10 protein-coding genes are annotated in these 15692 nt (G+C 60.2%); 2 read left to right on the top strand and 8 right to left on the bottom strand.

What is annotated here, in order from left to right; all coding sequences use genetic code 11:
- The first annotated feature begins 248 nt into the window (after window positions 1–248).
- A complete protein-coding gene (fbaB, locus tag IM303_RS04520) occupies window positions 249–1301 on the top strand; it encodes a class I fructose-bisphosphate aldolase (protein ID WP_008500869.1) in 1053 nt (350 codons plus the stop codon).
- Between the two features lie 68 nt (window positions 1302–1369).
- On the opposite strand, the gene yegS is transcribed toward fbaB, so the two are convergent.
- On the bottom strand, window positions 1370–2269 hold the full coding sequence (yegS, locus tag IM303_RS04525; RefSeq protein ID WP_049000327.1) for a lipid kinase YegS: 900 nt from the start codon (window positions 2267–2269) through the stop codon (window positions 1370–1372).
- A 141-nt stretch (window positions 2270–2410) separates the two neighbouring features.
- Between yegS and IM303_RS04530 the strand changes: the two genes are divergently transcribed.
- Window positions 2411–2911, top strand: coding sequence for a DUF523 domain-containing protein (locus IM303_RS04530; RefSeq protein WP_193359625.1), 501 nt, complete (start codon window positions 2411–2413; stop codon window positions 2909–2911).
- Window positions 2912–3073: 162 nt separating this feature from the next.
- Here the strand turns inward: IM303_RS04530 and yegQ are convergent, their stop codons facing one another.
- From yegQ to IM303_RS04565, 7 genes are all read right to left on the bottom strand, one after another.
- The gene (yegQ, locus tag IM303_RS04535) at window positions 3074–4435 is read right to left on the bottom strand and encodes a tRNA 5-hydroxyuridine modification protein YegQ (protein WP_008500866.1); all 1362 of its coding nucleotides are present in this window, start codon (window positions 4433–4435) and stop codon (window positions 3074–3076) included.
- A gap of 168 nt (window positions 4436–4603) precedes the next feature.
- A complete protein-coding gene (baeR, locus tag IM303_RS04540) occupies window positions 4604–5326 on the bottom strand; it encodes a two-component system response regulator BaeR (RefSeq protein ID WP_047367938.1) in 723 nt (240 codons plus the stop codon).
- Entirely contained in the window at window positions 5323–6726 is a 1404-nt protein-coding gene (gene baeS / locus IM303_RS04545; RefSeq protein ID WP_049000325.1) for a two-component system sensor histidine kinase BaeS, read from the bottom strand. The genes baeR and baeS overlap by 4 nt, the downstream gene beginning before the upstream one ends.
- Window positions 6723–8138, bottom strand: a complete 1416-nt coding sequence (locus IM303_RS04550; RefSeq protein ID WP_193359626.1) for an MFS transporter — start codon at window positions 8136–8138, stop codon at window positions 6723–6725. Before IM303_RS04550 ends, baeS begins: the two co-directional genes overlap by 4 nt.
- The gene (gene mdtC / locus IM303_RS04555; protein WP_193359627.1) at window positions 8139–11216 is read right to left on the bottom strand and encodes a multidrug efflux RND transporter permease subunit MdtC; all 3078 of its coding nucleotides are present in this window, start codon (window positions 11214–11216) and stop codon (window positions 8139–8141) included.
- The gene (locus tag IM303_RS04560; protein WP_193359628.1) at window positions 11217–14339 is read right to left on the bottom strand and encodes an MdtB/MuxB family multidrug efflux RND transporter permease subunit; all 3123 of its coding nucleotides are present in this window, start codon (window positions 14337–14339) and stop codon (window positions 11217–11219) included.
- On the bottom strand, window positions 14339–15541 hold the full coding sequence (locus IM303_RS04565; RefSeq protein WP_193359629.1) for an MdtA/MuxA family multidrug efflux RND transporter periplasmic adaptor subunit: 1203 nt from the start codon (window positions 15539–15541) through the stop codon (window positions 14339–14341). The genes IM303_RS04560 and IM303_RS04565 overlap by 1 nt, the downstream gene beginning before the upstream one ends.
- Window positions 15542–15692: the final 151 nt, after the last annotated feature.

The raw sequence follows: 15692 nt of genomic DNA on the forward strand, positions 1-15692 counted from the left end.
TTTAATCCTGCATGTCAGATAAGGTACGCCTTTAACATACCACTCAATAATACCTTTTAAATACCTTTGTGGCGATTGTTTGATCAATGTAACAGTTTTGTTGTACACGAATCGAGCCAGCAGATTGTGCTGAAAAAAAATGCATATGGTGGAAAATCTGTTAAGTCGGTACCAGGCTTAGTCTGCCCATAAAAGATGGGACTGGATAAACACACACCGACACGACGTCGGATTTACGGGAGTATCACATGACTGATATTGCGCAGTTGCTTGGCAAAGACGCCGACAGCCTTTTACAGCATCGTTGTATGACCATTCCAGCCGACCAGCTTTACCTGCCTGGCCACGACTACGTTGACCGCGTGATGGTGGATAACAACCGTCCGCCAGCGGTTCTGCGAAATATGCAGACGCTCTATAACACCGGGCGACTCGGTGGTACGGGGTATCTCTCTATTCTGCCGGTGGACCAGGGCGTTGAGCACTCGGCGGGCGCCTCTTTCGCGGCGAACCCGCTCTACTTCGATCCGAAGAACATTGTTGAGCTGGCGATTGAAGCGGGCTGTAACTGTGTAGCCTCCACCTACGGCGTGCTGGCTTCGGTTTCGCGTCGCTATGCCCACCGCATTCCGTTCCTCGTGAAGCTGAATCACAACGAAACTCTCAGCTACCCCACCGAGTATGATCAGACCCTCTACGCCAGCGTCGAGCAGGCGTTCAACATGGGGGCGGTGGCGGTCGGGGCGACGATTTACTTCGGCTCTGAACAGTCCCGTCGTCAGATTGAAGAGATCTCCGCAGCGTTTGAGCGCGCGCACGAGCTGGGCATGGTTACCGTGCTCTGGGCCTACCTGCGTAACTCGGCGTTCAAAAAAGACGGGGTGGATTATCACGTCTCCGCCGACCTGACCGGCCAGGCGAACCATCTGGCGGCCACCATCGGCGCGGACATCGTGAAGCAGAAAATGGCGGAGAATAACGGTGGCTATAAAGCGGTGAACTTTGGCTACACCGACGATCGCGTTTACAGCAAGCTGACCAGCGATAACCCGATCGACCTGGTGCGCTACCAGCTGGCGAACTGCTATATGGGTCGTGCAGGGCTGATTAATTCCGGCGGCGCGGCGGGCGGTGATACCGACCTGTCAGACGCGGTGCGTACGGCGGTTATCAACAAGCGCGCGGGCGGCATGGGGCTGATCCTTGGCCGTAAGGCGTTCAAGAAATCAATGGCCGACGGTGTGAAGCTGATCAATGCGGTTCAGGACGTCTATCTGGACAGTAAAGTCACAATTGCCTGACGTCTCCATCTCCCTCTCCCTGTGGGAGAGGGTTGGGGTGAGGGCATCATCGCGCACCGTGTGAAACATCAGCGCAAAAGCACACAGTCCGGCGGCAGCCTGCACTGCAGCGCGCCGGGTAATACCTCAATGCGGAACTGCGTCCCGCTAAGCGGCTCTCCGTCGAGGTTAAACGTCATCCCGTGCGGCGCATTCACCTCGAACCACGCCGATTTACCGTCAATGATATTCGGGCTCTCTTCCGGCTGCGTCAGCGTGGTAAACAGTGCGGGCAGCAGACCGTCGCCGGTGAAAATGCGCAGCTGTAGCTGACCATCGTTAATCAGCGCCTCCGGGCAGAGCTGCTGTCCGCCGCCTGCCTGACGTCCGTTGCCAATCCCAATCACCAGCGCGTCACCCTGCCACTGAAAATCCTCACCGCGAATTTCGCATCGGTCCGGCTTGAGGGTGTCCATGCGCATCAAACCGTGGATCAGGTATGACACACCGCCCAGCGCCGCCTTCAGTTTTTCCGGCGTTTCGCTGGTAATGCGCGTGCCGAATCCACCCGTCGCCATATTGATAAAGCAGGTTTTGTCATTCACCTGGGCGATATCCACGGCGGTGGCTTTGCCGAGGATCGCCAGCTGAAGCGCCTTCTCTAAATCTTCCGGGATCCCGGCGCTGGTGGCAAAATCATTGGCGGTGCCGAGCGGTAATATGCCCATCACCGGGCGATCTGCCGGTGGCAGGTCGATAAGCGCAGAGGCGATCTCATTGATGGTGCCGTCGCCGCCGCCGGAAATGATGGTGCTGATACCTAACGCTAAGCCTTCGTTGATATAGCGTGCCGCGTCGCCTTTTTCCCATGTCACGCGCACGTGGATACGTGCGCCGTCGTCACGCAAACCCATAATCGCCTGACGCAACGGATCGTTGCCTGCACTTTTGCCATTGAGAATCAATAAACTGTCTGGATAGGTTGCCATCCTCGCTGCTCCCTTTTTTAGCGTTAGTAAGAGTGTATAGCAGAGAGGAAAAAAGCGGGTAAGAACAGGATGAAAGGAACAAAATATGCCCGAAAGCGCGTTACACTCCAGCGATGATATTAACGTAATCACAGGAAAGTGATGATGAATAAAATTTTGGTAAGCGCGTGCCTGATGGGCTTCAGGGTCCGTTATAACGGAAGTGAAAAAGCGAGAATGAAAGCGCAACTCGCTCGCTGGCAACAGGAACAACGTCTGGTTATCCACTGCCCTGAATTGGCTGCCGGGCTGCCTGTACCGCGTCCTCCGGCAGAGATTATGTCCGCTGATGGCAAAGACGTAATGCGCGGCCAAGCCAGAATTATTGAAAATACCGGGCAGGACGTTACTGAGCAGTATCAGCTTGCAGCCTGGCTTGCGCTACGCGCTGCTCAGGAGTCGGGGTGTAGCGCTGCATTGTTAACCGATGGCAGCCCAACGTGCGGCAGTGAGTTTATTTATGACGGATCGTTTCGCGGTATACAGAAAGCGGGGATGGGGGTTGCTGCGTCGTTGCTCGCTGAGAATGGGATCGCCGTGTTCTCAGAGAAGCAAATCGACGAACTCATTGCCTGGATTGAGGAGAGAGAAGGCAAAAAATAAGCCCGCGTAAGGGAGATTACGCAGGCTAAGGAGGTGGTTCCTGGTACAGCTAGCATTTATGGGTTATGTTTTTCAGCGCGTGGGATAATACCCGTATTGAACGAAGCGGTATGTGATCCGATTCTAAGAATTATCCCAGCGCGAAAAAATTTCCCTGAATGACTATTTGCCGTGTGGATTACGTGTGCTTTCACCGTTGAAGTTACGCATCAGCAGCGCGAACTTCAGCTCCACCTCTTCCGGAACCGGCAGCCAGACGGTATGCCCGTCGCCCGGCGCAACCTCAATCGCTTCGCCTTTGCCGTTTTCCAGATGCTCCAGCGTGAAGTTCATGTTGCCCTGCGGGGTCATCAGCTCCAGGCTGTCGCCTTTGGTGAACTTGTTTTTCACCGCCACGGCCGCCAGCGCGCCTTTGCGCTCGCCGGTGAAGTCGCCGACAAACTGCTGGCGCTCGGAAACGGAGTAGCCGTGCTCGTAGTTCTGGTAGTCGTCGTGGGTATGGCGGCGCAGGAAGCCTTCGGTATAGCCGCGGTGCGCCAGGCCTTCCAGCGTTTCCAGCAGGCTGGTATCGAACGGTTTACCGGCCGCCGCATCGTCGATGGCTTTACGGTACACTTGTGCGGTACGCGCGCAGTAGTAATAGGATTTGGTGCGGCCTTCAATCTTCAGGGAGTGCACGCCCATCTGGGTCAGGCGCTCAACGTGGGCGATGGCGCGCAGATCTTTCGAGTTCATGATGTAGGTGCCGTGCTCGTCTTCAAAGGCGGTCATGTACTCGCCCGGACGTTTGGCTTCTTCAATCATAAACACGCTGTCGGTTGGCGCGCCGATGCCCAGCGTAGGCTCAACGTTGGTCACCGGAATAGGCTCGTGCTTGTGGACGATGTTGCCGATGTCGTCCTCTTTGCCTTCCTGGACGTTATATTCCCAGCGGCAGGCGTTGGTGCAGGTACCCTGGTTCGGGTCGCGCTTGTTGATATAGCCGGAGAGCAGGCAGCGGCCGGAGTAGGCCATGCACAGCGCGCCGTGAACGAAGATTTCGATTTCCATATCCGGCACCTGGGTGCGGATCTCTTCGATCTCTTCCAGCGAAAGCTCGCGAGACAGGATGACGCGGGTCAGCCCCATCTGCTTCCAGAATTTCACCGTCGCCCAGTTGACGGCGTTAGCCTGTACGGAGAGGTGAATATCCATTTCCGGGAAGTTCTCCCGAACCAGCATGATTAAACCCGGGTCCGACATGATCAGCGCGTCCGGCCCCATATCCACCACCGGCTTCAGGTCGCGGATGAACGTTTTCAGCTTGGCGTTGTGCGGCGCGATGTTGACCACCACGTAGAATTTTTTACCCAGAGCATGCGCCTCGTTGATGCCGAGCTGCAGGTTCTCGTGGTTGAATTCGTTATTACGCACGCGCAGCGAGTAGCGCGGCTGGCCCGCATACACGGCGTCGGCGCCATAGGCGAAAGCGTAACGCATATTTTGCAGCGTTCCCGCCGGGGAAAGGAGTTCCGGTTTAAACATGTTTGTTCTCGTTCTGATGACAGGTCAGATCCGCATGCACCAGGTGCAGCGGTAAGGGGAGATCCCCCACTTTAAGGGCGGGCATTGTAGCGCTGCGGGGCAGGGAGGTAAAGTTATTGTGCCGGGTGGCGGCTTCGCTTTACCCGGCCTGGATTAACCAGCGGCTAACTAGGCAATCCTGCACGCATCCGCTTCCCAGCGATACCCCACGCCGTACACCGCGCGAATAAATGACTGCTCGGCGTCCAGCGCCTCCAGCTTGCGGCGCAGGTTTTTGATGTGGCTGTCGATGGTGCGATCGGTCACCACGCGGTAATCGTCGTACAGGTGGTTCAGCAGCTGTTCGCGTGAGAAGACTTTTCCCGGCTCGTGGGAGAGGGTTTTCAGCAGGCGGAACTCCGCAGGGGTGAGGTCCAGCAGCTTGCTGCGCCAGCTCGCCTGGAAGCGGCTCTCATCCACAATCAGCGGGCTTTCGGCGTCCAGCATCTGAAGCTCGCGCTTCGGCCTGCAGCGGCGCAGAATGGTTTTCACGCGGGCCACCACCTCACGCGGGCTGTAGGGCTTGCAGATGTAGTCGTCCGCGCCGATTTCGAGCCCCAGCAGACGGTCAATCTCTTCGATTTTGGCGGTAACCATGACGATCGGCACGTCGGAGAAGCGACGAATTTCCCGGCACAGGGTCAGGCCATCAACGCCAGGCAGCATTAAATCCAGCAGGATAAGATCCGGCGGGGTCTGGCGCACGTACGGCAGCACCTGGTCGCCGTGGCTGATCAGTGACGGGGCATAGCTGGCCGCGCGTAAATAGTCGATCAGCAGCTGTCCCAGCTTGGGTTCGTCTTCGACGATCAAAATGCGCGGCGTGTTTTCGTCAATCGGTAACTCGGTCATACTTCTCTCGATAAATCCCGTTCCAGAGGTAACTCTACTGTAATGCTAACCCCGCCAAAAGGCGAATGGGCGGCGCGAATGGTGCCATTATGCGCCTCGACGATGTTAACGCAAATCGCCAGCCCCAGGCCGGAACCGCCGCTGGCGCGGTTGCGGGAGCCTTCGGTGCGGTAAAAGCGCTCGAACAATTTTTCCAGCTGCGCGTCCTGCACGCCGGGGGCGGAATCCGCGAAGGTGAGGGCGAAGCGGCCGTTTTCCTGTTTGCCGGAGATATGCAGCCCGCCGCCGCTGTCGGTGTAGCGCAGGCTGTTCTCCAGCAGGTTGTTGAACAGCTGCATCAGCCGGTCTTTGTCGCCAAACACCACCGCGCTGTCCGGCAGGGAGAGGTCGATTTTCAGGTTGCGGCTGGCAAAGCGTTCCCGGAAGGCGCCGCTCGCCACCTCCAGCACGTTAATCACATCGACGGGCGCCTTCTGGTAGGCCAGTGCGCCTTCGTCGGACATGGAAAGCTGGTGGAGATCGTCCACCAGCTTGGTGAGCGTACCCACCTCCGCCTGCAGAGAGGCCACCGATTCGGGCGTAAACTGGCGTACGCCGTCCTGAATCGCCTCCAGCTCGCCGCGCAGCACCGCCAGCGGGGTACGCAGCTCGTGAGAAATATCGGCCATAAAGTCGCGGCGCATCTGCTGGTTTTTCTCCAGCGTGCTGGCGAGCTGGTTAAAGTCCTGCGCCAGCTTGCCCAGTTCGTCCTGGCTGCGGGTGTCGACGCGGGTGGTGAAATCCCCGGCGGCCAGCTTGTGCGTGCCTTCCACCAGCCGTTTCACCGGCGCGAGCAGACCGCGCGCCAGCGGGAAGGTGGCGAGCGCGGCGAGCAGGGTGGAGAGAGCGACGATCAGCCAGCTGGTCCGGCGCTGCTGGCGGTCAAAGTTGATGTCGGTGTTGCGCGTCAGGCGCTCCACCGGTGAGGCGATAACCCAGCCGACGGTCGCGTTATTCACCTTAATCGCCCGGCGGGTGCCGTCCGGCGGTATCGGGGCGCGCGGCCCAACCAGCGTGCGCATATCCTGATCGATTACCCAGAACTGGGTGCGCCAGCCGTGTGGCGGCATGCCCGGGCCAGGCCGATCGTCGCCGGCATCGTGCTCCAGCGAGCGCAGGATCTGGAAAATAAAGCGGTCATTGTTGCGCAGAAAACGCCAGTTGCCGTGCTGGGCGTACTGTTCACTCAGCGCATCGCTTAAGCCCTGCAGGCGCTGTTCATTGCCATGCTTGATGTAATCAATAAAACCGCGCTCAAAGCTGATCCGCACCGCCCAGTGCATAGTGATCAGCAGGACGATACAGGTGGCAAAGATCGCCACGAAGAGCTTGCCGGTAATACCCGGACGCCAGAATTTCATGAGCCACTCCTTTTGCCGCGCCTAATCACGACGTTCTTGCTGGTATCATCCGGCACTCTGGCGAAGATGAAAGCGGGCAGGGCGATAATCACCGCCATGCTGAGATAGGTATATAAAAAGACCTGATGCGCCACCGGCGTGTCGACGCTGAGGTGGTGCTGGCCGTACATGCCGAGCAGTAACCCCGCGATAGTCACGCCCACGCTCATGGAGAGCTGCATGATCATCGACAGCAGGCTGTTGCCGCTGCTCGCCAGATCGTCCGGCAGGTCTTTCAGCGTCAGGGTATTCATCGACGAGAAGCGCATGGAGTTGACGATCCCCTGGCAGAACAGCACCAGCGGCAGGACGTAGTACCAGCCCATCAGCGCCACGGCCATAAATACCAGACTCACCAGCGCAAGCCCCAGCGTGGCGGTGACCAGCACGTGACGGTAGCCAAAGCGGTTCACGACCTGCACCACGATGCGCTTCATTCCCATGCTGCCGAGCACCATCGGGATCATCATCAGGCCCGCGTGAAACGGCGAAAACCCCATGCCAATTTGCAGAAACACGGGCGTCATAAACGGCAGCATGCCGCTGCCGATACGTCCGGCGACGCTGCCGAACAGGCCAAGGCGGTAGGTAGGGTTTTTAAACAGATTCAGGCTGAACAGCGCCTGGTCATTCCCGCGAGCATGCCACAGATACCACAGAATGGCGGTGATGCCGATAACCACCAGCACCCCGAGCGTCAGGGCGGAGATCCCCAGCCCCTTTTGCCCGTCGAGCGCCAGGGTGAGCGTGGCCATGCCCGCCGCCAGCAGAATAAAGCCGAAGAAATCAAAGCGTCGGGTCTGCATTTTGTAGTTCGGCATCAGCGTCAGGGTGGCGATAGCGCCAATGATGCCAACAGGAAGATTGATCAAGAAAATCCAGTGCCAGGAGGCGTACTCCACCAGCATCCCGCCGAGCGCCGGCCCCAGCAGCGGCCCCACCTGACCGGGCAGGGTGACGAAGGTCATGGCCGCCATGTACTGCTCGCGTGGCACAATCTTCATCACCGTTAACCGCCCGACGGGCACCATCATCGCCCCGCCGACGCCCTGCAGCACGCGCGCCGTCACCAGTTGGTCTAGGGTGCTGGCCTGGGCGCAAAACAGCGAGCCAGCGGTAAACAGCACGATGGCGGTAAAGAAGATATTCCGCACGCCCACTTTGTCCGCCAGCCAGCCGCTGGCAGGCAGCATCACGGCCACCGTCAGCACGTAGGCGACAATCACCATGTGCATATGCAGCGGGCTCTCCCCCAGGCTTTTCGCCATCGAGGGGAGGGCGGTGTTAACGATGGTCGTATCCAGCGACTGCATAAAGAAGCCGAAGGCGACTATCCACAATTGCCAGCGAACGTTGCTGGGAAGCTCAGTCATTTACCCGTTTACCGTTTCTCTGTTTTTACGCGAAAAGCGCAGCCGCAGGCGGTCGAAGAACAGATAGACCACCGGCGTGGTGTACAGCGTCAGCAGCTGGCTCATGACCAGGCCGCCGACGATGGTGATCCCCAGAGGCTGGCGCAGCTCTGAGCCGTCGCCGCCCGAGATGACCAGCGGCAGTGCGCCAAACAGCGCCGCCAGGGTGGTCATCATGATCGGACGAAAACGCAGCAGGCAGGCCTGGAAAATCGCCTCCTCCGGCGAGAGGTTGCCGTTGCGCTGGGCGTCCAGCGCGAAGTCCACCATCATGATGGCGTTTTTCTTAACAATGCCGATCAGCAGCATAATCCCGATGAGCGCGATAAGGCTAAACGGCGCGCCGAACAGCTCCAGCGCCAGCAGCGCCCCCACGCCCGCCGACGGCAGCGTTGAGAGGATGGTCAGCGGGTGAACGTAGCTCTCGTACAGCACGCCCAGCACAATATAGACCGTGGCGATGGCGGCCAGAATCAAAATCACCTGCGAGTTCATCGTCTCCTGGAACACCTGCGCGGTCCCGGCAAAGCTGCCGCGCACGGTGGACGGTACGCCGAGCTGCGTCATCGCGCGGTTGATCGCGTCGCTGGCCTCGGAAAGGGACGAACCGGCGGGCAGGTTAAAGGAGATGGTCGACGCCGCCGACAGCCCCTGATGGTTCACCGACAGCGGCGCGTTGGCTGGTCGCCAGCTGGCAAAGTACGAGAGCGGTATCGCCTTGCCGTCGCTGTTAATCACAAACATTTTGTCCAGCGCACTGATGTCCTGGGTGTAGCGCGGATCCACCTCCATCACCACCTTGTACTGGTTCATCGGCTGATAGATGGTGGAGATCTCGCGCTGGCCGAAGGCGTTATTTAGCAGGCTGTTGGCGGCTTCAACGTTGATGCCCAGCCGCGACATGGTTTCGCGGTCGTAGGTGAGAGCCATCTCCGCGCCGTTGTCCTGCTGATCGGAGTTCACGTCCGCCAGCGCCGGCAGGGCGGCCAGCGCCTTACGGATCTTCGGCTCCCACTCGCGCAGGGCGGCCAAATCATCCGAGAGCAACGTGTACTGATAGCTGGCGTTTGCCTGTCGCCCGCCGACGCGGATATCCTGAACGGCCATCAAAAACAGGTTAGCCCCCGGCTCTTTGGCGAGCTTCACACGCAGGCGGTCAATCACCTGCTGGGCGGTTTCGTTGCGCTCGCCGCGCGGCTTAAGGGTAATGAACATCATCCCGCTGTTAACGCGCGAGCCGCCGGTAAAGCCAGTGACGTTGTCTACAGCCGGATCCTCACGAATGATCTTCATAAAGTCCTGCAGCTTGCCGCGCATTGCCTGGAAGGAAATGCTCTGGTCCGCCTGGATGCCGCCCATCAGCACGCCGGTGTCCTGCTCCGGGAAGAAGGTTTTAGGGATGGTGATGTACATCCAGACGTTGAGCCCAATGGTGGCGATCAGCACCAGGCCGACCAGCCGCGTGTGGTTCAGCACCCACTTCAGCGATTTGCCGTAGCCTTCCTGCATCGCCATCAGAAAACGACCAAAGCCCTTGCGGCGCGGCTGCGAGTGAGGCTTGCTGCGCTTGAGCATCCAGCCGCACATCATCGGCGTCAGCGTCAGGGAAATCACCAGCGAAATCCCGATGGCGACCGAGAGCGTGACGGCAAACTCGCGCAGCAGCCTGCCCGGCAGCCCGCCCATCAGCAGCAGTGGCAGGAATACCGCCACCAGCGACAGGCTCATGGAAAGTACCGTAAAGCCCACCTCGCGCGTGCCCTGCAGCGCGGCCTGCAGCGGCTTCACGCCCGCTTCAAGGTGGCGGGAAATGTTCTCCAGCACCACGATGGCGTCATCCACCACGAAGCCCGTCGCAATCGTCAGGGCCATCAGCGACAGGTTGTTAAGGCTAAAGCCGCACAGGTACATGGCGGCAAAGGTCCCAATCAGCGACACCGGCACGGCCACCGCCGGGATCAGCGTCGCGCGGCCGGAGCGCAGGAACAGGAACACCACCAGGATCACCAGCGCGACGGAGATAATCAGCGTTTGCTCCACCTCTTCAAGCGAGGCGCGGATGGTCGGGGAGCGATCCTGGGCAATCTGCAGATCGATTGCTGCCGGGATGGTCTCCTGTAGCTCCGGGAGGCGGGCGCGAATGCTGTTCACCGTCTCAATAATGTTCGCCTCCGGCAGCTTGCGGATCATCAGCAGGATGGCCGGTTTAGCGTTAGTCATCCCGGCGTTGCGCACGTCCTGCACCGAGTCAGTGACGCTGGCGACGTCGCTCAGGCGTACCGCCGCGCCGTTGTTGTAGTGAATAATCAGCGGCTGGTATTCCGCAGCGGTTTTTAGCTCGTCGTTGGTCTGGATCTGCCAGCGGTGGCTGCCGTCCTCAATCGCCCCCTGCGGTTTACGCACGTTGGCGCTGCTGATGGCGGAGCGCACGTCGTCCAGCGACACGCCCTGGTTGAACAGCGCCTGCGGGTTCAGGCCCACGCGCACGGCGGGCAGAGAACTGCCGCCAACGCTCACGTCACCCACGCCGTTGATTTGTGAGATCGTCTGCGCCAGCTGGGTCGACGCAAAGTCGTAGAGCTGCCCCTGAGAATAGGTGTCCGAGGTCAGCGTCAGGATCATGATTGGCGCGTCGGACGGATTGGCCTTGCGGTAGGTAGGACGGCTCGGCATCCCGCTCGGCAGAAGGCTTTGCGCGGCGTTGATGGCCGCCTGCACGTCACGGGCGGCACCGTTAATATCCCGGTCGAAGCTGAATTCCAGAATGATGCGCGTGCTGCCCAGCGAGCTGCTGGAGGTCATCTCGTTGACCCCCGCAATCCGCCCAAGAGAACGCTCCAGCGGCGTGGCAACGGACGAGGCCATGGTCTCCGGTGACGCACCCGGCAGCGAGGCGCTGACCATGATCACCGGGAAATCCACCTGCGGCAGGGGGGCTACTGGCAGCAGCCGGAAGCCCAGCACGCCGCACAGGGTAATGGCGACGGAGAGTAAAATCGTCGCCACCGGACGGTAAATGAAGAGGGCGAAAAACTTCACTTACGCCTCCTCTTCACGTTTCGGGAAACGGCTTTTGGTCCACAGCGCCAGGCGGTCAAACAGCAGATAGATCACCGGCGTGGTGAAGAGCGTCAGCACCTGACTCACCAGCAGGCCCCCGACCATACCGATACCCAGCGGGCGGCGCAGCTCAGCGCCGACGCCGGTGCTGAGCATCAGCGGCAGCGCGCCCAACAGGGCGGCCAGCGTGGTCATCAGGATCGGGCGGAAACGCAGCAGGCAGGCCTGGAAGATAGCATCGCGCGGCGACATGCCCTGCTCGCGCTCGGCGGCCAGCGCAAAGTCGATCATCATGATGGCGTTTTTCTTCACGATCCCGATAAGCAGGATGATGCCGATGATGGCAATAACGTCCAGCTCACTGCCCGCCAGCATCAATGCCAGCAGCGCCCCCACGCCCGCCGTTGGCAGAGTAGAGAGGATGGTGATCGGGTGGATAAAGCTTTCGTACAGCACGCCAAGCACGATGTACATCGCCACGACCGCCGCGACGATCAGCCAGACGGTGTTGCCCAGCGCGGCCTGGAACGCCAGCGTGCTGCCCTGGAACTGGGTCTGAATGTCGGACGGGAAGCTGAGCGCTTTTTCAGCAGCCTGGATGGCTTCCACCGCCTCGCCCAGCGAGTAACCGTCCGGCACGTTGAAGGAAATGGTGGTGGACGGGAACTGATCCAGGTGGTTAATCGACAGCGGGGTATAGCGCTCCTCCACCGTGGCGATGGCGCTCAGCGGCACAATGCCGCCGTCTTTGCTGGTCAGGCGCACCGAGTCCAGCGCGGCCAGGCCGGGGGTGTTCTCGGTGTTGTGTTCCAGCACCACGCGGTACTGGTTCGCCTGGGTATAGATGGTGGAGATCAGGCGCTGACCGAAGGCGTTATACAGGGCGTTGTCCACGTCCGACATGGTGATGCCCAGACGGCTGGCGGTGTCGCGGTTAACGTTGACGTAGGCCGCCAGCCCCTTGTCCTGCCAGTCGCTGCTGACGTCGGCGAGCTGCGGCAGGGTGTTAAGTTTTTCAACCAGCTGCGGCACCCAGATGCTGAGGGCGTCAAGCGACGTAGCCTGGAGCGTGAACTGATACTGCGTGCGGCTGACCTGGGTATCAATGGTTAGATCCTGAATCGGCTGCAGGTAAAGCTCAACGCCCGGCACGCGGGCCACGGCGCTTTGCAGGCGCTCGATGACGGCGTTCACGCGGTCGTCGCGCTCATCCAGCGGCTTGAGGTTGATCTGCAGACGCGCGCTGTTGAGCGACGGATTGGTGCCATCCACCCCCACGTAGGACGTCAGGCTCTCAACCGCCGGGTCTTTCATGATGATTTCAGACACCTGCTGCTGGCGCTGCGCCATGTTCGCGAAGGAGACCGACTGCGGAGCCTGAAGCGTGCCCTGAATAATGCCGTTATCCTGGATGGGGAAGAAACCTTTCGGAATAAAAATCCACAGCATTACGCTGAGCGCCAGCGTGCCCAGCGCCACGCCAAGCGTTGCCCACGGATGGTTCAGCACTTTCGCCAGCACGCGACCGTAGGCGGCAATAATTTGCTCGAACATCCGCTCGGAGGCGCGGGAGAAGCGGTTTTGCTTGCGCAGAGACTCGTGGCTCAGCATGCGGGCGCACATCATCGGCGTCAGGGTCAGCGACACCACGGCAGAGATCAGAATGGCGACCGCCAGCGTCACGGCAAACTCGCGGAACAGCCGCCCGACGATGTCGCCCATAAACAGTAGCGGGATCAGCACCGCAATCAGGGAGAAGGTCAACGAGATAATGGTAAAGCCGATTTCCCCTGCGCCCTTCAGCGCGGCGGCCAGCGGCTTTTCACCTTTCTCGATATAGCGCGAGATGTTCTCGATAACGACGATGGCGTCATCCACCACGAACCCGGTGGCGATGGTCAGCGCCATCAGCGTCAGGTTGTTAATCGAAAAGTCGAGGAACACCATCACCGCAAAGGTCCCGACCAGCGAGAGCGGCACGGCGACGGCGGGGATAATGGTTGCCGGAACGTTGCGCAGGAACAGGTAAATGATCATTACCACCAGCGCAATCGCCAGCATCAGCTCGAACTGGGTGTCGGTGACCGACGCACGAATGTTGGTGGTGCGGTCGGAAAGGACTTTTACGCTGACCGATTTCGGCAGGCTTTCAATCAGCTGCGGCAGCATGGTGCGGATGCTGTCGGCGGTTTCGATGATGTTGGCGCCCGGCTGGCGCTGCACGTTCATCACGATCGCCTGCTGCTTGTTCGCCCACGCGCCGAGCCAGCTGTTTTCCGCGCCTTGTTCCACGGTGGCGACATCGCCCAGGCGGATCGGCGCGCCGTTCTGGTAGGCCACAATCAGCTGACGGTATTCGTCGGCGGACTGCATCTGGTCGTTTGCCGAGAGGGTGACCGCACGGGTCGGGCCGTCCAGCGAGCCTTTCGCCGAGTTGACGTTGGCACTGCTGATGGCGGTGCGGATGGTTTCGCTGGTCAGCCCCAGCGCGGCAATCGCCTGTGCGTTAAGCTTCACGCGCACGGCCGGGCGCTGGCCGCCCGCCAGCGTGACGAGGCCGACGCCGGAGACCTGAGAAATCTTCTGCGCCACGCGGGTTTCGACCATGTCTTCGACCTGGGTCATCGGCATGGCGGAGGAGGTGACGGCAAGCGTCATGATCGGCGGATCCGCCGGGTTCACCTTGCTGTAGACCGGCGGGTTAGGCAGGTCCGACGGCAGCAGGTTGGTGGCGGCGTTGATGGCGGCTTGCACTTCCTGCTCGGCGACGTCCAGCGACAGCGTTAGCTGGAACTGCAGCGTCACGACGGATGCCCCGCCGGAACTCTGGGAGGACATCTGTTTTAATCCGGACATCTGGCCAAACTGGCGCTCCAGCGGGGCGGTAATGGCGGACGTCACCACGTCCGGGCTGGCGCCAGGATAGAGAGTGACAACCTGAATCGTTGGATAATCCACCTCCGGCAGCGCCGACACGGGCAGGAAGCGGTAGCCAATAATCCCGGCCAGCAGGATCGCCACCATCAACAGCGTGGTGGCGACAGGGCGGAGGATAAACAGGCGTGACGGCCCACCTGTAGAGCTCGGGGGCATAACCTGCATCAGGAGGTCGCTCCCTGTTTTGCAGGTTCAACCACCTCAACTTTCGCGCCTTCGGTGAGACGGTCGATGCCGTCGGTGACCACGCGGTCGCCGGCGGAGAGCCCGGCGCTGATGACCACCGTCTGGCTGTCCTGAATCCCGGTTTTCACCAGATGCTTGCTCACTTTATTGTCGCTGTTCAGCACCCAGACAAAGCTTCCTTCGTTACCCATCTGCAGCGCTGCGGTGGGGATCACTACCGCGTTCTCTTCGGTAGCGACCAGCATTCGCGCGTTGACGAACTGGTTCGGGAAGAGGGCATCGTCCTGGTTGTTAAAGCGCGCCTTCAGCTTGATGGTGCCGGTGGTGGTATCGATCTGGTTGTCCAGACTAAGCAGGGAACCCTCGCTCAGCTTCTGCTTGTTGGTGCGGTCCCAGGCTTCCACCACCAGGCCTTTACCGGCTTTTTGCGCCTGCATGACGGTTGCGATATCGCTTTCCGGCAGGGTAAAGACTAAATCAATCGGGTGGGTCTGGGTGATCACCACGATGCCCGTGGTGTCGCCGCTGGAGATCTGGTTACCGATATCGACCTGCTTCAGGCCCACGCGTCCGTCAATCGGCGCGGTGATGCGGCTCCAGTCCAGCTGCAGCTGCGCGCTGGCGACGGCGGCCTCGTCGGCTTTGATGGTGCCCTGCGTTTCGCTGACCAGCGACTGCTGGGTGTCCAGCTCCTGACGAGAAACAAGGTTGGTTTTCACCAGCTGCTGGTAGCGCGCCAGATCGCGACGGGCGTTGGCGAGGGTGGCTTTGTCTTTCGCGAGCTGCCCCTGCGCCTGAGCGAGGGCGACTTTAAACTGGCTCGGGTCGATTTCCGCCAGCAGATCGCCCGCTTTGACCTGCTGACCTTCCTGGAAGTGGATCGCGATGAGCTGACCGTCAACGCGGCTGCGCACCGTGGCGGTGTTGGCGGCGGTAATGGTTCCGAGCCCCGTCAGATAACGCGGAACGGCTTTGCTCACCGCCGTCGCCGCCTGAACCGGTGCCAGCGCGCCGCCGCGCATGCCGTGACGGCCGCCGCCAGCCGGGCGCTGGGCCTGGCTGCTGGCGCCAGCGGGAGCGGCGGAGTTCGCAGATTGACTGTGCCAGTACCAGGCGGCGGCAAGGACCACCACAATGATGCCAGCGGCGATTGCCCAGAGGGATTTGTTACTGCCTTTCATCGTTATACGTTCTCATCCTGAATACTTCGGGGAATGATACTAGTTTAGTCAGCTAACACAGCGGAAAAATGGAGGAAATATGGAAGACTGTCAGGAATGGTCTGAGTGTGGCGATCGTTTTAGCCGGGTAAGGCGAAGCCGCCACCCGGCA

This window comes from Enterobacter cloacae complex sp. P38RS, assembly GCF_014930775.1.
Classification (GTDB): Bacteria; Pseudomonadota; Gammaproteobacteria; order Enterobacterales; family Enterobacteriaceae; genus Enterobacter; species Enterobacter bugandensis.

What these genes read in the sequence shown, in the direction of transcription:
- IM303_RS04560 (WP_193359628.1), bottom strand. Translation starts at nt 14,339, where the DNA reads ATGCAGGTTATGCCCCCGAGCTCTACAGGTGGGCCGTCACGCCTGTTT.
- IM303_RS04530 (WP_193359625.1), top strand. Translation starts at nt 2,411, where the DNA reads ATGATGAATAAAATTTTGGTAAGCGCGTGCCTGATGGGCTTCAGGGTC.
- baeS (WP_049000325.1), bottom strand. Translation starts at nt 6,726, where the DNA reads ATGAAATTCTGGCGTCCGGGTATTACCGGCAAGCTCTTCGTGGCGATC.
- baeR (WP_047367938.1), bottom strand. Translation starts at nt 5,326, where the DNA reads ATGACCGAGTTACCGATTGACGAAAACACGCCGCGCATTTTGATCGTC.
- IM303_RS04565 (WP_193359629.1), bottom strand. Translation starts at nt 15,541, where the DNA reads ATGAAAGGCAGTAACAAATCCCTCTGGGCAATCGCCGCTGGCATCATT.
- fbaB (WP_008500869.1), top strand. Translation starts at nt 249, where the DNA reads ATGACTGATATTGCGCAGTTGCTTGGCAAAGACGCCGACAGCCTTTTA.
- yegS (WP_049000327.1), bottom strand. Translation starts at nt 2,269, where the DNA reads ATGGCAACCTATCCAGACAGTTTATTGATTCTCAATGGCAAAAGTGCA.
- yegQ (WP_008500866.1), bottom strand. Translation starts at nt 4,435, where the DNA reads ATGTTTAAACCGGAACTCCTTTCCCCGGCGGGAACGCTGCAAAATATG.
- IM303_RS04550 (WP_193359626.1), bottom strand. Translation starts at nt 8,138, where the DNA reads ATGACTGAGCTTCCCAGCAACGTTCGCTGGCAATTGTGGATAGTCGCC.